Below are 25,888 nucleotides of genomic sequence, written 5' to 3'. Positions count from 1 at the left end.
CGCTTGCCTGCGGATCATTCACTATCTTATAAAATAATTCGTTAGATGCGAATGTAGGACTCTAAAAACATATTCAATTCAGATACTCCGTCAGGTCTGATGCTATATTTTTCTTTACGATTACTTCCTAGTAAATGTGTGCGCAGTAAACCTGCAATGCGAAGAGCTGTAACCTGATCTTTGACAGGATCTTGTTCTTTACCAAGCTCCTCACACATCTCCGAGAGTGACTTCGGTTCGTCGGAAACGTATCTTAACAGACGAAGTCTTTCGGGGTCGGCCAATGCATGTGTGAACCTTAGCAAGCACGTTGGCGGCTCATCTTCACTTTCTTCAGGTATATCTACGGGATACTGAATAATCATCATGCCTTCATAAAAGCAGTACATATTAATAGGGCGGTTATGCACCGTTGGGAACAGAATCACTTCGTTTAAACCAGCGATTGGCTCCACTATAACACCTGCGGTAGCATATTCAATTAACAGTTCAGGGCCCATTTTTTCGAGCAAAATGCGTTTTTCTTCAGCATCCTCTTCGAGCCAAACCCGATGATCTTCGCTAATGTTCCGGCAATAGTGCTGATCCCATAGTCGCAATAATGGGACGTAGCTGTTCCGAATACGCGTCGATTCTTCTATCGTAAGTTCCGGCATTAATGGCGATACGCGCGCAAATAATTCGTCAGCCGAAAGCTCTGTGAGCATGTCCAGAAAGTCTTGATTTTCTAAAGTTGTATTCTTATATGCTGCCCAGGCGAACAGGACATCAAAATCGTCAAAAGGCCACGTAGCAGCGGGTGCAAGCGCAGCTCGCACGTTGGAACTTAGCTTGCGCTCAACGTCCAGAATCCATTCAGGACCAATGTCCAGATGCTGAATCCACTTTTTCGTGACATAAACTAAAAAGCTGTTGAGCATCTCATATATCGGTGAAACATCAATTTTAACGTGATAAGCCATAATGATGCAGAATCCTCCCGTCACATCTAGGTATTCACAGCGACTTATGTACTATTATGGCTTGTTTTACCGGGCGTTGTCCACTATAATGTTCAAGTTCAGGGCTTAGTCCTGATTTATAAGAAAGTATACATCCATATGAATAACAGCCTGGAGATCGTCAGCGATGGCGATTTTTCTTTGTTTGCGCTTGCAGAAGGAATGAAATATCGTGGCTTTGATGTTCAAATCTAAAATATCACCCTCAACTTTTAATTATTTGATTTTGATTACCGTGATTGTTGCGGCGGGGATCAGTCAGGGATTGTTGCTGCCTGTCTTATCCATTTTTCTGGAACAGCAAGGGGTGTCTCCCGGGTTAAACGGGTTAAATGCTGCTGCGCTCTACATTGGTTCATTCGCCATGACACTGGCAGCCGAACGTTTACTGGGAGCATTGGGATTTAAAAAGCTAATTGTTGGTGGTCTTATTCTGGTTATGATTCCCTTGGTCTTGTTCCCGTATTTTCCTGATATTAAAATATGGTTTGTACTGCGTCTGATTGTTGGTATCGGCGACAGTGCTTTACATTATGCAGCACAGCTGTGGGTGCTGTTAGTCACTACTCCAGAGAAAAGAGGACGTTATATTTCTCTTTATGGTATGTCTTATGGACTGGGTTTCAGTATCGGGCCATTAGGAATCAAGTTGCTCGGGTTTGGTGATGCTGTTCCATTTTTAGTGCTGTTTCTTGGCATGGCGGCTGTGCTCATTCTAGTACTTATGAAGCTTCCGGATACGAAGCCGGAAAAAGCAGAACATGCTCATCTTCCAGAAAGACGCTTTCGCCGCAGTTTCGCTTGGGCATGGTATGCACTGTTGCCAGCTCTTTTATACGGTTATATGGAAGCAGGCATGAACAGCAATTTTCCCGTATACGGACTTCGTGTGGGATATGATACCGATCAGATTGCCTCTTTGCTTCCTTTTATAGGGATTGGTGGACTATTCCTGCAGCTTCCGCTCGGAATATTAAGTGACCGATATGGTCGAAAAATAATTCTTATGATAGCCGGAATGGGCGGCGGTCTAGCATTTATGCTGGTTCCTTTGGCGGGTACCCATTTCTGGCTGACACTTGTGCTATTGCTTATTGCCGGAGGGCTCGTCGGTTCATTTTTCTCGCTGGGACTCGCTTATGCCGCAGATATTTTACCTAAAGTGTTGCTGCCCGCAGCCAATGTGGTAGCGTCCTTTCACTTCACGATAGGAAGCATCGTTGGACCGAATCTGGGAGGTCAGTTGATCAACTGGGTTTCACCTGGCAGTATGTTTGTCATGCTTGGATGTATGTACTTTATTTTTGGTATCACAGGACTATCATTTCGACGTAAACGCGAAGCGGAATTTGTGTTAAAATAGAAGCTGGTGTTCGCATGGAAATTGATGTCCATTTCCGAGTACACTAGTAGTAGGGAAAAACATGGACAAGAGGAGACATCGCGATGATCAGAGTGGAGAACTTGAGCAAATCCGTTGGAGCGGATCGTATTCCGATTCTACGTGATATTCGTTTTGATATGCAACAAGGGGAAATGATTGCGGTGGTCGGCTCCAGCGGGAGCGGCAAAAGCATGTTGCTGAAATGTTTGGCGATGAAGGAGACGTGGGATTCAGGACGTTTTACTGTTGACGGCATGGATATTTTGAAAGAGGGCTGGAGCGGTAAACAAAAAATCCGGCGGGAATGGGCATACTTGGAACAGAACCCGCAGTTATATCCTAGAAAAACGGCTCTAAAGAACGTACTTATCGGGCGTTTTGGTCAGACACCATTATGGAGAATGGCAACAGGCATGGTACGATCAGATGACTACATGGGAGCGATGGACCACCTCGAAGGCCTGGGGTTACTGGATAAAGCGCATCAGCTTGCTGAAAAAATGAGCGGCGGCGAAAAGCAGCGAGTAGCGATTGCAAGAGCACTTGCTCATGGTGCCAAGGTTGTTCTGGCAGATGAACCTGTCATTGGACTCGATCCACATACGGCTGATGCTGTACTGGAAACGCTGCGCAAATTGTGTGAAGAGGAACGAGCTACGGTCATTGCCGTGTTGCCCATTGAACTGGCAGAGAAACATGCTTCGCGAATCTGGGGAATCGCAGAAGGCAGGATCGTTTTTGATATACGAGGACGGAGATTGACACAACAGGAGAAAAATCAGATTTAAAATGAGTGCTTAATGAAAAGAGTGATGAAATTGCTTAATTCGCGATGGGGACGCTGCATGGCAGCGGGTTCAATGGCTGTTCTGCTCGGAACCGTGCTAAGTGGCTGTACAGTGATCAGTGACCCCAAGCTTCTAATGAAGCCGCCGATGATGTCGACGGACAAAGAGAAACTGTATAACATTGTGCAAAAGGAAACACCGCCTGAAAGTAAATTGATTCGGCCTAAAGATATGAGCAATACCAGTATGATTCGTGTGGAAGACCTGAACGGTGACGGTATTCGCGAGGCGAGTGTTTTCTACGAGACCCCTAATGAGAATGTGCGTATCCACGGTATGATTTTGGAAGAGCAGGGAGGAGCCTGGGTCAAAAAACTGACGTTTGATGTGCCAGGCAATGAACTGGAATCATTCAAGGTTATGGATATTACAAATGACGGTAATCCGGATATCGTTCTTGGTGTGAGCCTGCAGGATCAAAAAGCTTTGACCGCATACTCCTACAAGGGCGGGGTTTTGGAACAAGTGCTGGGTGGTGTACCGTATAATCAGGTGATTATTGATGATATGCAGGGTAACGCGCTGGATTTAAGCGGAGATGGTAAGAGTGACTTTGTTGTGGTTTCGCTGAACGCCAGTGGTTTTGCCAGCATTGCATTATATCAGTATCAGGATGATAGTTTTAAGGAAATGGATCGTGTTGTTACGGACTATACGGTTAAAGAAGTGTACAACGCCCTTGGCGGTGAGATTGCGGATGGAAAAATGGGGATTGTACTGGATGCAGATCTCGATGATCGAAGTTCGTTTACACAGATCATGTATGTAAAAGACAATAAACTCGTTAGTGCTTTTAAATCACCGGATCAAACGTACAGAGATGACAAAATTTTAAGCGGTGATGTGAATAATGATGGTATTATTGAGTTTGGATTAAAAGAAACACCCAAAGGCTGGGAGCACTACGTATTTGATTCACGAATGTGGTTTTATACTTTCTACCAGTGGGATGGTAAAGAGGGGAAGAAATTTGTGTCGTTCCAGTTCCGGGATGATGCGGATTTGTTCCATCTGAACCTAAAACCAGAATGGTATGGCAAGATCACGATTGATACCAAATCGGAGAAGGAAAAATATATTCGGTTCAAAATGATCAAAACGGATGAAACCGTAGCCGAGATCAAATATTTTACGTTTTCTCAGTGGGATCTTGAAAAGGGAAAGAGCTGGAAGGAAATTACTCGAACGAAAGATCGAGTGATTGCATCGCGTGTTGCACAATCTGAGGCGGGCAAGGACGCATTAAGCAAAAACTTCTCAGCTGAATAGAAAGGAAGAACTTGATGAGTAAAGTACTTATTCTTGAGGATGAAGAATCCATCCGCAGTTTTATCGTCATTAATTTAAAAAGAAATGGATTCGAAGTGCTGGAAGCTGGCGATGGTCATGAGGCCTTACGCATTTTGCAATCTGTACCCGATATTGATCTTGCACTGCTGGACGTTATGGTTCCCGGCATTGACGGGTTTGAAGTATGCAGACGGATTCGTGAAACGAACGAACGGCTCGGTATTATTTTCTTGACAGCCAAGGTTCAGGAGCAGGATAAAGTATATGCCCTTTCCGTAGGGGCAGACGATCATGTAAGCAAACCGTTCAGCCCGACTGAACTGATTGCGCGAATTCAATCGTTGCTTCGTCGTGTTAACGTACACCGTGAAACTGCGGCTAAAGTAACGTTCCAATCGGGGCCGTTTTCACTGGATCTCATCTCCAAACAGTTTAAAAAGAATAATGAAGCTATTGAATTAACACCCACGGAATTTTCTTTGATTCAGTTCTTCCTGGAAAAAGAAAATACGCCGCTGAGCCGCGACTTGCTACTGGACCATGTGTGGGGCAAAGAATATATGGGTGATCCTAAAATTGTTGATGTGAACATCCGTCGTCTACGTCAAAAAATTGAGAACAATCCTTCCGAGCCTGAATACCTGCAAACTGTATGGGGTCACGGGTACAAATGGAAGGGCCGGGATCAATGATCAAAAAGGGGATCACGCGGCAGATCGTATTACACTACTTTATTGTCGTTTTCCTCGCTCTGGTACTTGTTGAGTTTGTGTTTATGCTAGCTGTGCAGCGGTATTATTATGAGAGCATTTACAATACCATCAGCACGCATATTACCAATAACAGGGACTTCCTTGAGCCCATTGCCAGAGCTAGTAATGGGGAAGATGGCAATAACAACTTGTCCCGGCTTCTGGTGCGTCTGGCGTTAGATAATACCGAACTAGAAATTTTGGATCTGAATGGTCGTGTGCTGGCGAGTTCGACAGCATTTGAATCAGATCGAGCGGTATTACAAACGAGCGATATTATGCAAGCCTTAAACGGGGATATGGGACGATGGATTGGCAGACAACCCAACACCGGCGAATCAGTGATGGCGGTTGCCAATAAATTCGATCTGGGCGGTGAAAATACGTACATTGTACGTTATCTGACTTCGCTCGAATCTGTAAACTCCAAGTTACTTGTCATGGGGTTACTGGCTATTGCCGTAGGCGTAGGTGTACTGGCCATCGTGTTAATTATCAGTATTGGAATGGCCAACTCCATCGTCCGTCCAATTAATAGCATTACAGCGGTATCTGCTCAGATGGCGAAAGGACGGCTTGATGTCAGGGTCAAAGGGAATTATAAACATGAACTGGGCGAACTCGCATCAACGCTTAACTTCATGGCTCATGAAATTGTGCGTAGTAATCAGATTAAAGACGATTTTATTTCGTCCATTTCCCATGAACTGCGCACACCACTGACCAGTATCAAAGGCTGGAGTGAAACGCTTGATTCAGGTGGATACGATCCGGAAGAAACACGTATTGGTATGGGGATCATCGCGAAGGAAACGGAGCGATTGATTGGGCTCGTGGAAGAGATGCTCGATTTCTCCAAACTGCAGCAAAATCAGATGAAGCTGGTTAAAGGCACGGTTAATATCCGTGAAGTTGTGCAAGAGACCATGCTGAACGTATGGGCTAAAGCTGAACAAAAGCAGGTACATCTAAAGTTGGAGACGGACGAGACACGTGCTTACAATGTATATGGTGATGGCAATCGTTTGAAGCAGGTGTTTTTAAACATCGTGGACAATGCGATCAAATTCTCACATGAGAACTCATGGATATTCCTCACGGTGAAAGAAGAAAATGATCAGATCGTGGCCGTTGTGCAGGATACAGGTATCGGAATCAGCGAAGAACATTTGATTAAAGTAAGGGATCGTTTCTTCCAGGTAAATCACCAAAACGGGGGTACGGGACTTGGTCTTGCCATTACCCAGGAGCTTGTGGAACTGCATGAGGGCACCATTACGATGCAAAGTGAGCTTGGATCGGGGACGACGGTGACTGTATCCTTACCGATGCTTAAGCAAGAGATAGCGCCAGTGGAACACGATATGACAAGTGGGGGAGCGCTGATTGAAGCTGATAAACCTGGGAAAGCGGCAAACGTAACTTCGGAGTCAGACCAGAATGACCAAATACAGGCTCATGACCCATCAACGGAGGGCGAGAAGCGCTAATTCGTCATTGTCACAGATACGGTTGTAGCAGACAATAAACATCATATACAGTGAGACCAGAAAGGCGAGCCATAATGGCTCGCCTTTTTACATCTAAGGAACATCATAAGGAAATTATGAGGATAATTCACCAGCACGGAGACGACCACTTTTTTCATACACTTCTTTGAGAATACGTACAGGTTGCGTACGTACGGCTGGTTTAGGTGCGACGATCTCATTCGGACCTACTACAACAATTTCATCTGCTGTACCTTTAACAATGGCACCATCTTTGATAATGGCTCCTTCGCCGATAATAGCACGTTCGATATGAACACCACGGCCTACGCGTGCATTAGGCATAATAACACTGTCAAGCACTTCAGAGCCTTTGCCAACTTCAGCACCGCAGAAGATGACGGAGCGTTCAGCACGGCCTTCAATAGCGCAAGAGTCGTGAATCATGGAAGCCAGATGTTCCATTTGAGTTTGTCTGGCTTTGATCGCGCTTGGTTTGGAGCGCCATTCGCGGGTGAACATAGGCCAATCTTCTCGCTGCAGACTCCAGTTCTCTTCGTTAGATAACAGATCCATATGCGCATCCCAAAGGCTTTTCACCGTACCAACATCTTTCCAGTAGCCATTGAAGTTATATACGTAAAGTGAATTGGTTTCATTTAACATCTGTGGAATAACGTCTTTTCCGAAGTCATGACTGGAATTTGGATTCGCAGCATCCTTAAGCAAGTGACGTTTCAGATATTGCCAATTAAACATGTAAATCCCCATGGAGGCCAAGTTGCTTTTTGGTTCAGCTGGTTTTTCAGCAAATTCGGTCACACGCATGTTTTCATCTGCAGCCATAATTCCGAAGCGGTGAGCTTCGTCCCAAGGCACTTCCATTACGGAAATAGTTGCTGCTGCATTATTAGCCTTGTGTGTTTCAAGCATTTCGCGGTAATTCATATGATATATGTGGTCGCCCGACAAAATTAGAACATTTTCTGGGTTTTGCTGGTCAATATAGTCCATATTTTTATATATGGCATCCGCAGTTCCCAAGTATTCGTCATTTCCTGTATGATAAGATGGAAGCAAGGAGATTCCGGTCTCATTTGAATCACCATGTGCCCATGGCTCTCCTTGACCAATGTGTTCGTGCAATGATTCCGCTTGGTACTGCGTCAGAACACCTACAGTGTCGATCCCTGAGTTAACGCAGTTACTGAGAGGAAAATCAATGATCCGATAGTGCCCGCCAAACGGTACAGCGGGTTTTGCAATTCTCGAGGTTAAAGGAGCTAATCGCTTTCCTTCTCCTCCCGCCAACAGCATAGCGATGCAATCTTTATTAAACATGATTGTTTCCCTCCCAAAATATTTGTGCAGTGTAGTACATTAGTAAACGAAAGCGAAGCTTCTGAAACGATAGCTATTGTAAAAATTCTGAAAAAATACATCATTTTTTAAAACAACGCATTTTTCTTTTCAACTTGGCTAGAATGGGGTAATGGTTAACGTTATATCTATTTTCTGGAGAAAAGAAGGTGATCCCATGGCTATTGAACCGTTGGCACAACCGGATATGTTATCTGATCATATTTATTTATTTCATGAAGGTAATCTTCATCACAGTTATCGAATGTTGGGCGCGCATCCTGAGACTCGCGATCACCGTCAAGGATTCCGTTTTACCGTATGGGCACCCAATGCCGTAGAAGTGGGACTGGCTCTGGACCGTAATGGATGGCAAGGGGAAAAGGAACCTTTATATAAGATACCCGAATCTGGATTTTGGAGTCGTTTTTTTCCGGGAATTGAAGAAGGTACTTTATACAAATTTCGTATTTTAACGGAAAACGGAACTGAAATTCTCAAAGCAGACCCTTATGCATTTGAAGCGGAAGTTCGTCCTCAAACGGCGTCAATCACAAGTTCCCTTGAAGGTTACAAGTGGAATGACGGTGCATGGAGACGTAAACAACGCTCCATGTATAACAAACCTCTACATATTTATGAAATGCATTTGGGTACATGGAAGCGTAAGGACGATGGAAGCCTGTATAGCTATCGTGAGATGGCGGATTTGCTTGTTCCTTATTTACTTGAGATGAAATATACCCACGTTGAAATGATGCCCCTTAGTGAACACCCATATGACCTGTCATGGGGATACCAGAATACCGGTTTTTACGCACCTACAAGCCGCTACGGGCAACCCAAAGATCTGATGTATTTGGTGGATACACTACATCAGGCGGGCATTGGTGTATTGCTGGATTGGGTACCGGCTCACTTTGCCAAAGATGAGCATGGTTTACGTCTGTTTGATGGTACACCTCTCTTCGAGTACGCAGATCCAATGTTAGCCGAGAAGCCGGGCTGGGGAACGCTTAGTTTTGATTATTCCAAACCTGAGGTTCGCTCATTCCTTATTTCGAACGCACTGTACTGGATGGAGATGTATCATTTTGATGGACTCCGTGTTGATGCGGTGACGAGTATGCTTCGTCTTGATTTTGAAAAGGAACCAGGTCAATATCGTACAAACGATGAAGGTGGCCTGGAGAATAAAGAAGCTGTCTCATTTTTACAACAGTTGAACACCACTGTATTCGAATATTATCCTTATGCTTTAATGATGGCTGAAGAATCCAGTGCATGGCCAATGGTCACCATGCCAGTAGACAAGGGTGGTCTGGGGTTTAACTATAAATGGAACATGGGCTGGATGAATGATACGTTAGATTACATGGAATCTGATTTTCATGAACGTGCTTCCAAACATCATTTGCTAACATTTCCGGTTGTATACTCCTTTTCTGAAAATTATGTGCTTCCACTTTCTCATGACGAGGTGGTGCATGGTAAAAAGTCCCTTTTGAACAAAATGCCAGGAAGTTATGAGCAGAAATTTGCGGGTATGCGTGCGTTCCTCGGTTATTTCATGACATTTCCGGGCAAAAAGCTGTTGTTCATGGGTGGAGAGTTTGGCCAGTTCATCGAATGGAAAGATGAAGATCAGTTGGACTGGTTTTTGCTGGACTATGATAGTCACCGCAGCCTGCACAAGTTCGAGCGCGAGCTTTCTGAGCTGTACGTCCGTGAAAAAGCTTTATGGGAGCTTGATCATTCCTTTGACGGTTATGAGTGGATCACTCCGGATGACCAGGGCCAAAGTGTCATTTCATATGTACGCAAAGGAAAAAAACCTGCGGATACACTCCTTGTGCTCATTAACTTTCAGCCTGTCAAAAGGGAGCGTTACCGGATTGGCGTCATGCGTCCCGGTATGTATACCGAAATATTGAATAGTGATCATTCGGATTACGGTGGTTCAGGGATAGTTAATGATATGCTGATCCCTACGGAAAAGATTCCATTTCACGGGCATGCAAACAGCCTGGAAGTGGATTTACCGCCGCTAAGTATCGTTATTTTAAAAAAGAATACACGCCGGAAAACGGAGCCCATCGCTGAAGGTAGCGCTTCCGTGAAATCGAAAAAAAAGACGGAAAAAATTACTGAAAAAAAAGAAAATAGCAAGTCTAAACCAAAGAGGGGGACTAAGGCATGAATATATTATTTGCAGCAGCAGAGGCCCATCCGTTTATCAAAACGGGGGGGCTGGCTGATGTAATCGGTGCTCTGCCGCAGGCGTTGAAAAATAACGGAGCAGATGTACGTGTCATTTTGCCGAAATATAAGGGGATACCTGAAGAGTACAAAGAAGCGATGAAACCTGTGCTCGTGACAGATGTTCCACTTGGTTGGCGCAGAGCCTACTGTGGCATTGAAATGCTGGAGTATGAAGGAATTCCAGTTTATTTTATTGACAATGAGTACTATTTTGCACGGGATGGCGTTTATGGGTACATGGATGACGGCGAGCGATTTGCATTTTTTAACCGTGCGGTGCTTGAGGTGCTCCCACAGATTGATTTTAAGCCGGACGTTCTGCATACACATGATTGGCATGCGGGTATGATTCCGTTGTTGTTAAAGGCTCACTATGCACATGATGCGTTTTATAGTGAAATCCGAACGGTTTTCACCATACATAATTTGTTGTATCAAGGTGTATTTCCGCACCAATTGTTCAGCGAAATTTTGGAGCTTGATGATCGGTATTTTACGATGGAAGGCGCCGAATATTATGGGAATGTCAATTTCTTAAAAGCAGGTATTGTGTATTCTGATCATGTGACAACGGTAAGCCCAACCTATGCCAGAGAAGTGCAGACTTCGTATTATGGGTATGGACTGGATGGATTACTGAGTTCGCTCGGGGATCGCTTCAGCGGCATTGTGAACGGCATTGATACCAAAAGTTATAACCCGGCAACAGACAATAAAATTGCAGTCAAATATAGATCAAGCTTGTCGAAAAAAATCGAGAATAAAATCGAATTGCAAAAAGAACTGGGACTTCCGGTTCGTCCAGATGCACCACTGATGGTCATGGTGACCAGGCTCGTTGACTCCAAAGGATTGGATCTGGTATGCCGTGTTCTGGATGAACTGCTCTACTACGATGACATTCAATTCGCCGTGCTGGGGACTGGAGATTCAGCTTATGAACATTGGTTCAAAGAGGCTGCTAATCGGTATCCATTAAAAATGTCAGCACAGATCACATTCAATGACGGGTTATCTCGTCGTTTCTATGCGGGTAGTGACATCTTCCTGATGCCATCCAAATTTGAGCCGTGTGGAATCAGCCAGTTGCTGGCATTGCGTTATGGAAGTGTACCACTGGTAAGGGAAACTGGGGGATTAAACGATACGGTCCAAGCTTACAATGAGTTCACAGGAGAAGGTAACGGCTTCTCATTTACTAGTTTTAATGCACATGACATGATGAATACCATTCGGCGTGCAGAAGAGTTCTATCGGAAGCCGGATGAGTGGAAGAAAATTGTGAAAAACGCAATGAGCGGGGAATACAGCTGGGATGTATCGGCGGAGGAATATATGGATATTTATCGTCGAATTCAGATGTGATTTAGAAATAAGGTTATATTTACGTATGGAGTGCCGCAGTTTAAAAACTGCGGCTTTTGCTATTACAAAAAATGGAGTAAGTTTGGATGCCAGACTTGAATTAAATCATTCAATGCGGTCCAAACATACCCCAGAATCACATGCGGTCCTTCTTTTTTAAAGATAGCTCGGTGTATCTGTAATCGAATACAAGCAGTTTTAGCGAGCGATTTGCTCAAATTCCTCACGGATGGCTTGCAGTAGTTCAGGCTTGCTCAGAACATCATAAGCTGTAGCCGCGAGCGCTTTGGCTCCCAAAATCATGCCGTCCAGAGCGCGTTCTTGCAACGCCAAATCACGGAATTCAATGGAGTGCAGTGTATGAACTTCATCAACAACACGGATATAAGGATGGATCGCTGGGCATCTCAGGGAAACATTACCGATATCCATAGAGCCATGGTCGTTTCCAGTGACAATCTCTTCCTGCGGAATACCAAGTTCAATTAAATTGTGACTGAACGCGTCAGAGAAGGTCTCATTCGTAACCATCTCATCATAGGATGTTTCGTAGTTGGATGTCACGAGTTTACATCCGGTCTGAAGTGCAGCGCCTTGTGCAATCCGAACGACCCGTTCGGTCAGCACATTCAGTTCTTTACGTGTGGCTGCACGCACGTAAAACTGAGCAGAAGCATAGTCCGGAATAATGTTTGCAGCCTGTCCGCCGCTGTTAATGATTCCATGAATACGAACACTGCTTTTCACTTGCTGCCGGAAGGCGTTAATTCCAGTGAACGTTTGAATGACCGCATCGAGAGCATTGATCCCTTCATGCGGGCTTGCTGCCGCGTGTGAAGATTTGCCATGAAACTCAAATTGCACAGCATCAATGGCAAGGGAACTGCCTGATTTTTCGTAGGCATAATAAGGATGTGCCATAAGCGCAACATCACAATCATCAAATAGCCCTGCTTCCGCCATCGGAACTTTAGCCCCGCGTGTCTCCTCTGCAGGTGTACCAAACACCTTGATCGTCCCACCGACTTCATCCACAATGGCTTTCAGGCCAACGGCTGCCCCAAGGCTCATCATACAGATCAGGTGGTGTCCGCAAGCATGACCAATTTCAGGCAAAGCATCATATTCACATAGTAGGGCAATGGTCGGGCCAGACTTGCTCGAAGCATAAGTACCGATGAAAGCTGTTTCCAGTCCGAGAATTGGAGCTTGTACTTCAAATCCATGATAGGACAATTCTTCCTTCAAACGGGCGGAGGCTAGATATTCCTCATTTCCAAGTTCAGGATGGGCTCCAATATATGATGAAATGTCTTTGAAACGGGAAGCATATTGATCAATAACGTTAAAAATTTGGGTTTTATTTGTTGTCATGGCTTAACTCCTTAGGCAAAAATGAAAATAACTCCATGAGTATAACATGTTTGCAGTATTTTTTCAGAAACAAGTCAAGATTTGATCTTGAAAATGCATTGCATAATCATGCATTGTACTTTATAATGACTCAGTCATCAACATGACTGACGAATCAGTAAGTAATCGTAATTATAGCATTGTAAGGGGAGAACAAGGTTGAAATTAATAAGTCGTTATACCGTAATGCTGTTAACGTTCCTTCTTTTTCTGACGGCTGCTGCACCTGCAGCGCTGGCGAGCGGAACAACAGACAACAGCTCAGGCGGTAAAAAACTGGTGCTCGGGACAAGTGCCGATTTTGCACCATATGAATTCCACAAAGTCATCAATGGCAAAGACGAAATCGTCGGATTTGATATTGCCATTGCCAAAGAAATTGCGGCGGATCTTGGCGCTGAACTCGTTATCGAGGATATGGGCTTCGACGGACTTTTGCCCGCGCTTCAAAGTGGTCGTGTAGATTTAGTCGTCTCGGGCATGACACCGACGGATGAACGTAAGAAAAGCATCGATTTCTCAGATACGTATTACAAATCGAAACAAGTGATTATGGTTCGTAATGTCGACAAGGATAAATATCCGGACATGAAATCACTGGAAAATGTTAAAATTGGTGTGCAAAAGGGATCCATTCAAGAAACCATCGGACAAAAGATCCCTGGTGCAAAGCTGACTTCACTGGATAAAATCTCCGACATCGTGCTTCAATTGCAAACGAAACGTGTTGACGCAGCTATTGTAGAAGATACCGTAGCCGCTGGCTACCTGGATGACATTATCGGTCTTGCTGCAGCAGTTCCTGATGAAGAACAGGCTGAGGCTGCTGTCGGGATTCGTAAAGGCAACACAGAGCTGTTAACCGCTGTAAACCAAACTTTAGAGCGATTAAAAAGCGAAGATAAAATCAACGAGATGGTTAAGGAAGCAAGTCTCTTGATGGCTGATAAAGTCAACAAATCTCAAAACATTTTTCAACTGTTTTGGGAATATAAAGGCTTATATGCGACAGGTATCGGTTACACACTTCTGTTGTCGGCTCTGGGCGTATTATTCGGAGTTATTATCGGTCTGATTATCTGCCTGTTCCGTCTTCATAATATGGCGATTCTCCGCTGGATTGGTACAACCTATGTAGAGGTAATCCGCGGGACGCCAATGCTGGTACAACTCATGATTATCTATTACGGGGTGTCCTTAACCTTCGGTATTAACTTCTCAGCACTTCAAGCAGGGATTATGACGCTTTCTATTAACAGCGGTGCGTATCTCGCCGAGATTTTCCGTGCCGGTATTCAAGGTGTAGATCGTGGTCAACTGGAAGCAGCTCGTTCACTGGGGATGGGCAGAGGCGCAGCGATGCGTTATATTATTCTGCCGCAGGCCTTTAAGGCCGTTTTGCCGGCCATTGGTAACGAGTTCGTAACGATCATTAAAGAATCATCGATTATTTCCGTCATTGGCATGGTGGATATTATGTATCAGGCAAGTGTAGTCAAAAATCTTACGTTCCAGGGTCTGAACCCGTTCATTATTGCGGCAGCGATTTACTTTGTCATGACATTTATTCTGTCCAAGCTGCTCGGACGATTGGAAAGGAAGTTGGGTGCAAGTGATAGACGTTAGACAATTACACAAATCATACGGTAAAAACGATGTCCTGAAAGGCATTGACGTGACGATTGGCAAAGGTGAGGTCGTTGTAGTTATTGGTCCTTCGGGTTCGGGAAAAAGTACATTTTTGCGCTGTCTGAACCTGCTGGAGCAACCATCATCGGGACAGATTGATTTCGAAGGTGTATCGATTACTGATCCCAAGCATAACATTAATGCTACACGTGAGAAGATGGGCATGGTGTTCCAGCACTTTAATCTGTTCCCTCATAAAACGGTTCAGCAAAATATCACGATTGCTCCGATCAAGGTGAAAAAACAATCCACGGATGAGGCTAACAAAATTGCCGAGGATCTACTAAAGACAGTCGGTTTGGCGGACAAAAAAGATGTATATCCGAACCAGCTGTCCGGTGGACAAAAGCAACGGATTGCCATTGCAAGAGCGCTCGCGATGCAGCCGCATGTGATGCTGTTTGATGAGCCTACATCGGCCCTTGATCCGGAGATGGTTGGAGAGGTATTGGAAGTCATGAAACGTCTTGCTGAAGGCGGAATGACGATGGTCATTGTAACGCATGAGATGGGTTTTGCGCGTGAGGTGGGTGACCGCATTCTATTTATGGACGGCGGTGTCATCGTTGAGGAAGGTACCCCGGATGAAGTGTTTGGAGCACCAAAACATCCGCGTACTCGAGACTTTCTTGCAAAAGTACTTTAATTCATCCCATTCTTTATATAGAATCAAAGAATAAAAGCGTTATCGGATTGAAAGATCCGGTAACGCTTTTTTGTTGTTTGCAGAAAAGGTAGAGCCGAAAAAGTAACTTTTCTGTTACCTGTATATTGAATTAAAACGCCAAATGGAAACATTTACTACATCTTTAGGTTACAAAATTGTGATATATTCAAGACTGCCGAAACTTCCGAAGCGGAAGTGCGGGGGATGTAACAATGCAGACATATGAAGGCATATCAGAAATATGCTGCTTGGGGTGAATTAGGAATACATAATGCTTCAGCGTGTCACGTACAGCCTATAGGGTGGGCTCCTCCATCCGAATCCGACAACTAACTTCGCAGGCATCATGAGGGAGGAAGACCATGTATAACAAGAAACGTTTAGCCAAAACTGCCATCGCACTACTGACATCCATTCTATTCATTCAAGCCGTCCCGGCTCACGCGGATTCCGTTCATGTGGCCAAAGAAGGGGATACCTTCTTCACCTTATCTAAGCAATACGGCGTTGACATGAACACATTGATTAAAACGAACAAAGACATCTCACCTTATAACATCTATGGTGGTTTGAAAATTACAATCCCAGGTAACGAAAACAAAGTAGAAGCGGCACCGGTTCAAGCGAAGTCGCAGGAAAAAACGGTTACTGCTGCAAGCCTGGATGTGAATACAGATAATAAAGTTGTACAGGCTTGGGGAAAAACGTTTGACTACAGCAAAACGCTGAATGTTAAAGCAACAGCGTATTCCGCGGATGCATCCGAGAACGGTGGATGGGGCCCCGTTGATTATTTTGGCAACCCGCTCGAACTCGGCACGATCGCAGTGGATCCAAAGATTATTCCTTTTGGAACCAAGGTGTTGGTGACAGGTCATACGCACCCTGGATTGCCGAAACAGGCTTTCGTAGCAACGGCTTTGGATGCAGGTAGCGCAATTAAGGGAAATCGCATTGACATCTTTATCCCTGGGAGCAAACAGTTTGTTAGTTCGTTTGGTTTTCAGGATATTGAGTTGTACATTTTAAAATAAGGCTTAAACCCTCCCCTGTCTGTATATGGGGGATGAGTTGAATAGAGAATTAACATAAACAGGGTGTTCTTGCGTAATCATGATAGGCACGATTCATGATTACGTAGAGAGACACCCTGTTTTATTATTTATTGTTTTTCTTTTGGCAGTTTAAGCATCTCGTCCAATGTAACTAATTCATACCCTCGGTTTCGCAATTCCTCAATAACCTCGGGCAAAGCCTCTACTGTACCTTTCAAGTTCGAACCTGTACCGCCACCAGCATGTTGTAATACGATGGAACCAGGTTTCACCGCGGTCAGAATATTATGTTTTACCTTTTCCTTGTCTAGTCCTTTCCAATCGAGAGAATCCACATTCCAATTCACGATGCTGTAGTGCTGTTTTGCAGCCCATCGCAACTGTTCTTCGTTAATGTCCCCATATGGAGGACGAATCATTTTGGGCGTATATCCCGTCAGGCGGTGAATAATATCGCCGGTATGTACTATTTGTTTGCGAAAGGCAGTCATCGATAACTTGCTGAATTCAGGATGATTGTAGCTGTGATTACCGACGATATGTCCTTCTTTCACCATACGTTTCACCAAGTCCGGGTGTTTCTCTGCACGACTGCCGACAACAAAAAAGGTGGCACGAACCTTATATTTTTTTAATACATCAAGTACCTGCGGCGTAAATCTCGGATCAGGCACATCATCAAAAGTCAGCGCAACTTGTTTGGTGGAAGGGCCATTGGTTTTGAACGTATCTGCGTACTTCTGCCGGAGTTGGCCTAGAGTCAACTGTTCTTCTCTAACACCTGAGTCAGAAGCCGGTGTATCACTGGGGTTTGCAGAAGGTTCCTCCGATGAAGCAGCGGACACAGGAGCAGGGGCTAAAGGAGCTGTATAAACCCCAGAACATATAATGGTAACGAGTGCGAGCAAGACGAGGCGTATTCGCATGTTAACGGCCTCCTTTTTTCAAAATTGCGTTCTCTATGGTATGCCCGCTGCATGCTTCTTTTATGCGTGTGTGAGAAGTTTCATTGCATCATCAGGTCATGAAAGCCATAATTCCACCATATATAACATATAGAGAAGGATAGGTGGAGAGACGATGAGTACATATGATTTGAAGTCGATTCGTTTAGAGGTTTTCGAGGCAGGGCAGGACAAGGTATTTCTGGTTACGGGTGGTAAAGCTCATATTGGGGCTGTAGCTACATTCTATGTTGACCATGATCGGGTTAGTGGAACGACGGTACATATTCCGGGACATAAGGAACAAGAACTATGTGAGCGTCTTGCTCGCAAAGCGGCTCTGCAACTGAAAGTTACGGTAACTGTTATTATGGGCATTCATTTTGACAGCATTACACGAGTGCAGATCGATGAGATCGTGCTGACTGCTGAGAGACTAATGGATGAACATTTGAATAAAAAAATAGTGTAGAACTCTCCGGGTAACAAGTCAAAAGTTAAATGTCTGGATAAGTGAAATCTGAAGTGGTAATCCTCCTAATATTAGATGTGGTCATCAAGTTTTAATTTTTTTTTGTAAAATTGAAACGAGTTGCAGATTGTAACGTATGTATCTTTATATACAATGCACAATCCACTGGGAGGAATAACCTAATGTCCATTTTTAAAAGATTACGTGACCTGACAATGTCTAACATCAATGCGATTATCGACAAAGCTGAAGATCCAATCAAGATGACGGATCAATATATCCGTGACATGCAAGAAGATCTGGAAGATGCAGAGAAAGCAGTAGCCGCACAAATCGCGATCGAGAAGAAGTTCAAGCAATTGTTCGAGGAACAGGAAGCACTCGTGAAAAAACGTGAAGAGCAGGCTCACACGGCAGCGCGTGCACAGAACATGGACCTTGCTCGCCGCGCTCTGGAAGAGAAAAAAGCAGCGGAAGAGAAAATGGTGGAATACAAAGCCAGCTACGATCAAAACAAAGCGTCCGCAGACAATCTTCGTGGTAAACTCGATGAGATGCGCAAACAATTAACGCAGATGAAAAATAAACGCGAAACGCTGGTCGCTCGTTATAACGCAGCCAAAGCACAAACCGAAATCAACAAAGCACTGAATGGATTTAGCTCAGACACGGCAAGTGCTGGCCTGAAACGTATGGAAGAGAAAATGATGCAGATGGAAGCTCAGGCTGAAGCAAGCAACGAAATGTCTTCCAAAGGCAAATCACTTGACGAGGAATTTGAGAAACTTGGTAAAGATGCGGCTGTTGAGGATGAACTTGCTGCACTCATGAAACAGTACGAAAATAAAAACTAACACCTTGGCGTTCAGCAGGGTTAACCAGCGGAGGGGAACAGCGTTTCTCCTTCGCTTTTAAATGCGGATCATGTTGATAAGTGGAGGCTGTGTAAATGGATTTGAACATTTTGGCGATGCTGGTCTGGACGTTTTCAGGTTCGGTTTTGCTGTTTGTACTGATGTATGTGGATTCACTCTTTACGAAATACAAGGATTTTGCAGAAGTTAAAGCTGGCAATATGGCAGTCACGACCCGGATGGTGATGAAGTTATTTGCGCAAGGATACGTGCTTGCAACATCCATCTCAACAGCAGGACATCTTGGAGAAGCGTTGCTTGTTTCAGTCGTATCTTTCATCATTTTATTGATTCTGGAAAGTGTCGTTCACTTTATGATTCGCAAATGGGCCACATTGGATCTGGATACGGGAATACAACAAGGTAAGACAGGGTATGGATTGTTCTCCGGCGCTTTGCATATCGTAGGCGCATTGATTATTGCAGCGTGCTTGTAAGCCGATAAGATAAGGAACAGGAGTAATTGGCATGAGTGTATGGAAACGTATTAAAGGAATACTAACAAAGCCCGAGCCGCCCAAAGTGGAAAAAACGATGCTCCAGCTTGCTCCTGGGGATATCTGCGAAGTGTCTTTAGTTACCTATGAAGTGGTTGGCAGGGTACAAAATCGGGCTCGTAATGCAGTTGTATTAACGTTGCAGGACGGAAGTGCATTTCGATATTTGCATGTAGAAGAACGTGAAATAACACGTTATGCCCTGTATACGCCTATTGATGGGAGACTTGATGCCCCTGACGAGGTGCCAACGATTCTTGAACTGGATGATCATGTGTATCATTTGGAGGAAGAGTATGGAGGTATGGTTCAGACCGTGGGGAGAACACCTTATGGTCAGGCTGGTGAGCAGCTTGTGTGGCAGTATCAATCGGATGATAACAAACTTCTTCGTGTGGAATGGCAAGACAGAAGGTTTAACCTCTACGAGGGTGAGTCCATTCTTCCTGCGGATATCAAAGTGATTCGTTCGAACTAGGAGAGGTTCCAATGAAAAAACGCTTGGCACATGGATTAAAGTTAATGCTGGTCCTCAGCCTTGTGATGTCTCTGCTGTCTGCGTGTGGCGCAGCTCCTTCCGTACAAGATACATATCCTCTTGAATCGGTAAGTGGCAGCGGTCAATCCACGTCTTATGTGTATCGGGCTGTAGATCGCACGGTTCCTGAAGTGGCAAAGGAGCTGTCCGATCAACGAAAACCCGACCAGATTTCGGCAGAAAATACAGAGCGTATGTTCCTGGTGTATCAAGACCAATATTATCATTTGCAACAAGATCCTAAGAAACCAGAAGATACGCTCGTCGAAGTCGATTCCAAGGAATATGTTCGTCAGAACTATAGCTCTTCCTTTTTACAAGGATATCTGACGGCAACCCTGATTGGGAATTTGTTTGATACTTTTAGTGGACGCGGGTCAGGCAACTATCGGGGATACACGGAACGGGATACGTACAAACCGAGTGCGGGATCCTATCGGGCGCCAACGAGCAATGATAAAAAGTTGGCTCCGCCTATTACCGTTGAGCGAAAAGGCTCCATTACACGGCGCGGCAGTGATAAGGACACAAGTGTTGGTTCTGGCGGCGGTTTGTTTGACCGCAAAAAGGATCAAAGTAGAGGAAGCATCGATCGCAACAAAAGTAGCGGAGGTTTGGGTGGCTTGTTTGATTCACCGAAAAAATCTTACAAAAAGCCAAAGACCAGGGTCGGTGGCGGCAGGATTATGAGGCGAAGATAACATTTCGAAGAGCCTCATACTTATGATTTATAGGATAATTATGATGTAAGACGAAATAACAGTAGCATGGTGAGACTGGCGAATATGTCAGCAGCACCTTGTTACTGTTATTTTTTATGATTTACGGACGTGATGGGATTTGCGAACGCGAGGGATCGTAGAAGCAGGTTGTTTGCGTATCCAGCGCAGGTAAGGAATAATTCGTTCATCTGTCCGCAGAGATTGCAGATCCGTCAGTCCCAGCGTGACGAGGTCTCGATTTGTATATAACGAGTGAATTTGTTTGTGGCAAGGAATACATAGATTGGCTGTGGGCAAGAAGCTACCGCCCATTTCCTTTGGCGTTAAATGATGAACTGTAGTCTCAACGGGTTCTCTCCCGCATAATTCACAATGATGATTCATCGCGATCACCTCCCGTTATCGAATGCTATTATGTGCAAAGGCAGCGTATTTCATGTTACCTGTTGGCCTTGAGTATCCTAAACATTCTTTTTGTTCTGATTCAGTGAGCAATCGACTTGTCATCGGCATATATTCGGGCTACACTTTCTTAAATGAGAAAAGACTTCAGGAGGAATGTTACTGTGAAACAAAGTTCCCATTCATATGATATGACTACCGCCAAATTCCATCGTACGGCTGTACAAGTGTCGGAAGCACAGAGCAGAATCGCTGCTCAGGTATCCGCAGGTCGGATTGAACATGTGCCCCTTGCTGATTCACACGGCCGCACACTTGCAGTGTCGATTGAAGCCCCGCACGCGTATCCTTTTTTCCGCAGATCAGGTATGGATGGTTTCGCGATTCAAAGTGCAGATACGGCTGCAGCTACAAGTGATCATCAAGTGTGGTTTCGCGTTATTGATGAAATCCCGTGCGGATATACACCAGAACACACTATTACACCTGGAACGGCCGCAAGAATCATGACCGGTGCTCAAGTACCCGATGGCACGGATGCTGTCGTTATGATGGAGATGACGGAAAGCAAGCAAGAACAAGGTGAGCACTGGATTGCTCTAAAACGTCAGATCCAGACTGGGGCTAATATTACTCCCATTGGGCTTGAAGTGCAGGTGGGACAACAACTGATTGAGGCCGGTACTGTAATCGGAGCAGGCGAACAATCTGTGCTGGCAACGTTTGGTGTGGCAGAAGTGCCGGTCTTTGAACGACCTAAGGTGGCTATTTTTGCTACAGGAACGGAGTTGCTTGAAGTTCATGAGCCGCTGCAACCGGGTCGAATCCGCAACAGCAACAGCTATATGTTACGATCTCTGGTTGTTGAAGCGGGGGGAGAGCCGGTCATGTACGGAGCCATTGCAGATGATGTGAATACAGCCAGGGCAAAACTGGAGGAAGCGATTCGTGACAATGATATCGTTGTGACGACAGGTGGCGTGTCCGTTGGGGACTACGATATTATGGGCGAACTTGTGCTGGAAGAACAGATGCAACTTCTCTTTAACAAAGTCACGATGCGTCCAGGCAGTGTAACTACGGCTGCCATATATAAGGACAAGCTTTTATTTGCATTGTCAGGCAATCCGGGCGCGTGTTTTGTTGGATTTAATCTGTTTGTTCGTCCCACACTTCGTGCAATGCAAGCAGATGCCCATCCTTATTTGGAAGAATGGAATGTAATTTTGGAGGACGGCTATGCAAAGGTGAACAATTTCACGCGTTTTGTACGTGGACGTACGATCATTCGAGATGGAAGAGTATTTGCGGCTCCAGCTGCATCGCGTGTGGATGAGTCAAGTGTCATGATCACCATTAAAGACAGTGACTGCCTCATTGTAATTCCGCCTGAGAAAAAGGGCATAGCTGCAGGGGAGCAGGTCAAAATCCTTAAACTTCCAACCGGGCAGGCAAGGTAACGAGAATGGATAAAAAGACTGATTCAGAGCCAAAGATCATTCAAGTTGTTGGATATAAAAATACAGGTAAAACAACAATGACAGCTGCATTAATCGCCGGACTTGCTTCAAAAGGATTGAAGGTCGCTGCGATTAAACATGATGGACATGACCATTTTGAGATGGACCAGGAAGGTACGGACTCGTATCAGTTTGGCAAGGCAGGTGCAGCAGCTGTTGCGGTGATGTCTCAGAAAAGAACGGCGATCATTAAGCAGCATAACACCCGGCTTAACGATATGTTGAATCAGTTCTCAGACTATGACTGGATTGTGATTGAAGGTTTCAAAGATGCTCCGTATCCCAAATTGGTGATGGTGCGCGAAGCCGATGACCTGACCCTGGTTGGCAAGCTTAAACAGGTAGTTGGCATTGTTTTTTGGACACCGGAGTTGATGAAGGCAGCAGGAACGGAAAAATTAAGTGCTCAGATTGATAAGAAACAGGGGATAAGCAAAGGAGCTATGGCCAGTTTCCTGTTCCATGAACGGGAAGCCGTTTTAGAGGCGCTGCTTCAGCTAAAATCGACCTATACCAAATCTGACAATGAGTGCGTTGATTGAATTAAGAAACACAAAAATTTGAGAGGGCGGAGAGAGTAAAGCACGGTCAAAGTCAGAAAAATGGAAGGAAATAAGGCGGAAGGTACAGGAAGAGTAAAATGAATGGAAAAGTAGAATGGATGTTATCTATGTATAGTAAGTCGTGTAAGTAAGTAAGTAAGTAGTGTGAGTAAGTGATGTGTTTCCAAACAATAAATGTTAAGTGGAATCGTGTAAAGAAAGAAAAACAAACAAAAGAAAGCAAGTCGTGTAAAGGCAAGTACTGTGGAAGTAAAGTGAGTGAAAGAATGACTATAAAAGTAGATACTTGGGAATCAAATGCGGAAGTAGGGTTCGCTGTATTTTCTAACGATCACAGGAGAGCTTATTTCAAGAATTTTATATGAAAATGGTCGTTTTACTTACGTATTTAGCCAAATAAGGTCTCTGGTGATCGTTAGAATTCCGGAGGGATTTATACGGGCCAAATAAGCTCATCTGAGATCGTTAGAGTGATCAAGGTCTGTAAGGGCTCTCGTTACTAAACGTAACTATTATTATGTAAACTTTTAATTCATTTATAGATGTACATCTACAAGATTAGCGGGTTTTGACTATCTAAAATAAAACGAAACTTCGATTGAATATAAACAATTTTAATATATAACTGTTATAATGCCCAATTCAACTGATTTTTGATCAATGCTTCTAAAAAACATTACGCACAGATGAGACAACAGGCCATCGATCGAATGGTTAATGACCATCAAATTTTGAATAGCTTTCTAATGGCTTTCTGGATTAACCTTGTTTCTTCGAATGGCCTGTTACTTCATTTTGGAGCTTATTTCTCATCGCGTATAACACGCGGCGCACGGTTTCATGACAAGAGTGGCCATCCACATGTGCAACTGTCCGCGAGACTCTTGTAATAACACATTTATTGAGACGAGACGTAGTATAGTTTAACCTAGGACAGGAGTCTAGCTAGCTTTAGACGTTGTCATCCACGCGGCGTTCGATGGCCTCGGACATCGTTTTGTCGGTCAGATGCGCATAAATTTCGGTTGTTTCAGTAGAAGCATGACCCAGTTGCTCTTTCGTTTTGTAGATATCATTTTGCAAATAATAGTCGGTGGCAAAAGAATGGCGTAATTTGTGCACGGTAAGATACGGTTTGCCAAAACATTTAGCGTATTTCATGATCATCGCCTGAATCGCACGTTTAGTCATTCGACTGCCTTCGGATTCCCCGTTACGCAGTGCAATAAAGAGCGCTTTTTCTCGTTTGGGTGTGCGGTAACGTGATTGCCGGAGATTCATATAGGTTGCCAGTTCATCTTTGGCCTGTTCCCTGAAGTATACCGGCGTTTTGTACGTTTCATCGTTGTTACCTTTGCGGTAAACATAGAGCAGTTTGTTACCCAGATCGAGGTCATCCACATTCAGGTTAACCACTTCCGATACCCGTAGACCGGAGTTGAGGATGAGGCTAGCTATGCAGGCATCCCGTTCTTTGTTCAGCTCATGTGAGTAAAGAGCTTGTTTGTTCTTTTGCATATCTGTAGCATAGCCTTCAAGAATGTAACCGATAAATTCGAGTAATTCATTCTCTTCCAATATCTTGCCTTTGAGTTTCGCGGCAGTGTCTTTGGGTTTATGAGTGCGCTTGATCTCAATCTTGGCCATGATATTACGTTTAAGCAGGGGATAAAAGTCTTCATCTTCAGCAATTTGGCTTAAATAATGAAATAGCGACCGCAGGGAAGAAAGCTTGCGTGAAACCGTAATTCTTGAATTGGTTCCCTCACGCTTTGTAGTCAGAAATAGTCGGTACGCAGTAACCGAATCCATACGCAGCACTTCAAGTTCGGTCAATGTTACCCCTTGGTTAGAACCAGCTTGGGATAACCCTTCTGCACGCAGCCAGCTGAAAAATGTATCATAATCTCTCAAATACTCCAGCAGTGTGGACGGAGACAGATCAGGCAGTTTATAGTCAATGAATTGCTGAACAAACCAGGGCATGGATGGAAGTTTTTCATCTAATTTGCGTCGGTCAATCTCTTTTTGCACGTTGGTCAAGTTCGGCACCTCCTGTGAACGGTTATTTTTCTACAAGTATAGTAAGTGTACCATAATTTACATGCAATCTTCTTGTTTGATTATGTTGAGAGGAAGAGTCAGGCATTGGGCTACACAGGTTACGATTTGTCGCGTTGTTGCCCTTCATGTTATAAAGGTTTACAGTATGTATACATACAGACTAGAGGAGGCGAACCAAATGAATATGCAGATTGAGCTGGTTCCCCGCGAACGCAGTCAGGTGATTCGGCATCTCATGCAATTTTATCTCTATGATTTTACGAAATATCTGAATATTGATGTAGATCAGAATGGTATTTTCCCAGAATATCCGGGACTGGATGCGTTCTGGACGGAGAAAGGCCGCAAGTTTCCTTTTTTGATCACGAGTGATGGGGCACCAGCGGGGTTTGCACTTGTGGAGAAGTTAGATCCCGGGAGCAAGGATAATGACTACTATCTAACTGAATTTTTTGTTATGCAAAAATACCGACGCAGTGGCGTTGGAACCAATGCCGCTTACGAATTATTTAGACGTTTCCCTGGGCGGTGGAAAGTGACACAGGTTCGGAACAATGTGATCGCACAGGCATTTTGGCGTAAAATTATTGGGGATTATACCGGAGGGCGTTTTCGAGAAAAATTTCATCCTGAACTGGGCAATCCCAGTCAGTATTTTGTTACCTGAAGTCGTAAAA

24 protein-coding genes and 1 riboswitch are annotated in these 25,888 nt (G+C 44.4%); of the genes, 18 read left to right on the top strand and 6 right to left on the bottom strand.

Annotated features, from left to right (window positions below; all coding sequences use genetic code 11):
• Nucleotides 1-41: 41 nt before the first annotated feature.
• A complete protein-coding gene (locus tag EC604_RS19230) occupies nt 42-962 on the bottom strand; it encodes an ArsR/SmtB family transcription factor (RefSeq protein ID WP_123065708.1) in 921 nt (306 codons plus the stop codon).
• A gap of 220 nt (nt 963-1,182) precedes the next feature.
• Between EC604_RS19230 and EC604_RS19225 the strand changes: the two genes are divergently transcribed.
• The 5 genes from EC604_RS19225 to EC604_RS19205 all read left to right on the top strand — a co-directional run bounded on the left by EC604_RS19225 (nt 1,183) and on the right by EC604_RS19205 (nt 6,765).
• Nucleotides 1,183-2,364, top strand: a complete 1,182-nt coding sequence (locus EC604_RS19225; RefSeq protein ID WP_123065821.1) for an MFS transporter — start codon at nt 1,183-1,185, stop codon at nt 2,362-2,364.
• An 83-nt stretch (nt 2,365-2,447) separates the two neighbouring features.
• Entirely contained in the window at nt 2,448-3,173 is a 726-nt protein-coding gene (locus EC604_RS19220) for a phosphonate ABC transporter ATP-binding protein (RefSeq protein WP_123065707.1), read from the top strand.
• Nucleotides 3,174-3,185: 12 nt separating this feature from the next.
• On the top strand, nt 3,186-4,502 hold the full coding sequence (locus EC604_RS19215) for a hypothetical protein (protein ID WP_205127939.1): 1,317 nt from the start codon (nt 3,186-3,188) through the stop codon (nt 4,500-4,502).
• Nucleotides 4,503-4,516: 14 nt separating this feature from the next.
• Entirely contained in the window at nt 4,517-5,215 is a 699-nt protein-coding gene (locus EC604_RS19210; RefSeq protein ID WP_090916668.1) for a response regulator transcription factor, read from the top strand.
• Nucleotides 5,212-6,765 (top strand): sensor histidine kinase, encoded by a 1,554-nt coding sequence (locus EC604_RS19205; protein WP_123065705.1) that lies wholly within the window; start codon nt 5,212-5,214, stop codon nt 6,763-6,765. The genes EC604_RS19210 and EC604_RS19205 overlap by 4 nt, the downstream gene beginning before the upstream one ends.
• Nucleotides 6,766-6,879: 114 nt before the next feature.
• On the opposite strand, the gene EC604_RS19200 is transcribed toward EC604_RS19205, so the two are convergent.
• Nucleotides 6,880-8,106 (bottom strand): glucose-1-phosphate adenylyltransferase, encoded by a 1,227-nt coding sequence (locus EC604_RS19200; protein ID WP_123065704.1) that lies wholly within the window; start codon nt 8,104-8,106, stop codon nt 6,880-6,882.
• Between the two features lie 196 nt (nt 8,107-8,302).
• Here EC604_RS19200 and glgB point away from each other — a divergent pair, with 196 nt between their 5' ends.
• Together glgB and glgA are read left to right on the top strand one after the other, a co-directional pair.
• Complete coding sequence (glgB, locus tag EC604_RS19195) at nt 8,303-10,324, top strand: 1,4-alpha-glucan branching protein GlgB (RefSeq protein WP_123065703.1); 2,022 nt, start codon at nt 8,303-8,305, stop codon at nt 10,322-10,324.
• Entirely contained in the window at nt 10,321-11,751 is a 1,431-nt protein-coding gene (gene glgA / locus EC604_RS19190; RefSeq protein ID WP_123065702.1) for a glycogen synthase GlgA, read from the top strand. The genes glgB and glgA overlap by 4 nt, the downstream gene beginning before the upstream one ends.
• A gap of 198 nt (nt 11,752-11,949) precedes the next feature.
• Here the strand turns inward: glgA and EC604_RS19185 are convergent, their stop codons facing one another.
• Nucleotides 11,950-13,125, bottom strand: coding sequence for a M20 family metallopeptidase (locus tag EC604_RS19185; RefSeq protein WP_123065701.1), 1,176 nt, complete (start codon nt 13,123-13,125; stop codon nt 11,950-11,952).
• Between the two features lie 198 nt (nt 13,126-13,323).
• Between EC604_RS19185 and EC604_RS19180 the strand changes: the two genes are divergently transcribed.
• The 3 genes from EC604_RS19180 (at nt 13,324) to EC604_RS19170 (ending at nt 16,554) form a co-directional block, all read left to right on the top strand.
• Entirely contained in the window at nt 13,324-14,790 is a 1,467-nt protein-coding gene (locus tag EC604_RS19180; RefSeq protein ID WP_123065700.1) for an ABC transporter substrate-binding protein/permease, read from the top strand.
• Entirely contained in the window at nt 14,777-15,499 is a 723-nt protein-coding gene (locus tag EC604_RS19175; protein ID WP_123065699.1) for an amino acid ABC transporter ATP-binding protein, read from the top strand. The genes EC604_RS19180 and EC604_RS19175 overlap by 14 nt, the downstream gene beginning before the upstream one ends.
• A 184-nt stretch (nt 15,500-15,683) precedes the next feature.
• A riboswitch (cyclic di-AMP (ydaO/yuaA leader) is annotated at nt 15,684-15,880 on the top strand.
• Between the two features lie 2 nt (nt 15,881-15,882).
• Nucleotides 15,883-16,554 (top strand): 3D domain-containing protein, encoded by a 672-nt coding sequence (locus EC604_RS19170; RefSeq protein WP_123065698.1) that lies wholly within the window; start codon nt 15,883-15,885, stop codon nt 16,552-16,554.
• 128 nt (nt 16,555-16,682) lie between these two features.
• Here EC604_RS19170 and EC604_RS19165 read toward each other — a convergent pair whose 3' ends face one another.
• Nucleotides 16,683-17,501 (bottom strand): polysaccharide deacetylase family protein, encoded by an 819-nt coding sequence (locus tag EC604_RS19165; protein WP_123065697.1) that lies wholly within the window; start codon nt 17,499-17,501, stop codon nt 16,683-16,685.
• A 154-nt stretch (nt 17,502-17,655) separates the two neighbouring features.
• Between EC604_RS19165 and EC604_RS19160 the strand changes: the two genes are divergently transcribed.
• From EC604_RS19160 to EC604_RS19140, 5 genes are all read left to right on the top strand, one after another.
• Nucleotides 17,656-17,991, top strand: coding sequence for a hypothetical protein (locus EC604_RS19160; protein WP_123065696.1), 336 nt, complete (start codon nt 17,656-17,658; stop codon nt 17,989-17,991).
• A 182-nt stretch (nt 17,992-18,173) separates the two neighbouring features.
• A complete protein-coding gene (locus EC604_RS19155; RefSeq protein ID WP_090916647.1) occupies nt 18,174-18,845 on the top strand; it encodes a PspA/IM30 family protein in 672 nt (223 codons plus the stop codon).
• Nucleotides 18,846-18,940: 95 nt separating this feature from the next.
• On the top strand, nt 18,941-19,342 hold the full coding sequence (locus EC604_RS19150; RefSeq protein ID WP_123065695.1) for a DUF350 domain-containing protein: 402 nt from the start codon (nt 18,941-18,943) through the stop codon (nt 19,340-19,342).
• 31 nt (nt 19,343-19,373) lie between these two features.
• Nucleotides 19,374-19,880: a DUF4178 domain-containing protein gene (locus EC604_RS19145; RefSeq protein ID WP_123065694.1), complete on the top strand. Its 507-nt coding sequence runs from the start codon at nt 19,374-19,376 to the stop codon at nt 19,878-19,880.
• An 11-nt stretch (nt 19,881-19,891) separates the two neighbouring features.
• Nucleotides 19,892-20,641, top strand: a complete 750-nt coding sequence (locus tag EC604_RS19140) for a DUF4247 domain-containing protein (RefSeq protein ID WP_123065693.1) — start codon at nt 19,892-19,894, stop codon at nt 20,639-20,641.
• Between the two features lie 114 nt (nt 20,642-20,755).
• Here EC604_RS19140 and EC604_RS19135 read toward each other — a convergent pair whose 3' ends face one another.
• Nucleotides 20,756-21,046: an HNH endonuclease gene (locus tag EC604_RS19135; protein WP_123065692.1), complete on the bottom strand. Its 291-nt coding sequence runs from the start codon at nt 21,044-21,046 to the stop codon at nt 20,756-20,758.
• Nucleotides 21,047-21,228: 182 nt separating this feature from the next.
• Between EC604_RS19135 and EC604_RS19130 the strand changes: the two genes are divergently transcribed.
• On the top strand, nt 21,229-22,524 hold the full coding sequence (locus EC604_RS19130; RefSeq protein ID WP_240037028.1) for a molybdopterin molybdotransferase MoeA: 1,296 nt from the start codon (nt 21,229-21,231) through the stop codon (nt 22,522-22,524).
• A gap of 5 nt (nt 22,525-22,529) precedes the next feature.
• Nucleotides 22,530-23,126 carry a molybdopterin-guanine dinucleotide biosynthesis protein B gene (gene mobB, locus EC604_RS19125; RefSeq protein ID WP_123065691.1) on the top strand — a complete coding sequence of 199 codons (597 nt, stop codon included), beginning with the start codon at nt 22,530-22,532 and terminating at the stop codon, nt 23,124-23,126.
• Nucleotides 23,127-24,098: 972 nt separating this feature from the next.
• Here the strand turns inward: mobB and xerS are convergent.
• Entirely contained in the window at nt 24,099-25,190 is a 1,092-nt protein-coding gene (gene xerS, locus EC604_RS19120; RefSeq protein WP_123065690.1) for a tyrosine recombinase XerS, read from the bottom strand.
• Nucleotides 25,191-25,389: 199 nt separating this feature from the next.
• On the opposite strand from xerS, the gene EC604_RS19115 reads away from it, so the two are divergent.
• Nucleotides 25,390-25,878, top strand: a complete 489-nt coding sequence (locus EC604_RS19115) for a GNAT family N-acetyltransferase (protein ID WP_123065689.1) — start codon at nt 25,390-25,392, stop codon at nt 25,876-25,878.
• The last annotated feature ends 10 nt before the right edge of the window (nt 25,879-25,888 follow it).

The organism is Paenibacillus amylolyticus, from assembly GCF_003719335.1.
GTDB lineage: Bacteria > Bacillota > Bacilli > Paenibacillales > Paenibacillaceae > Paenibacillus > Paenibacillus amylolyticus_D.
This window is presented reverse-complemented; position numbering and strand designations above follow the sequence as displayed.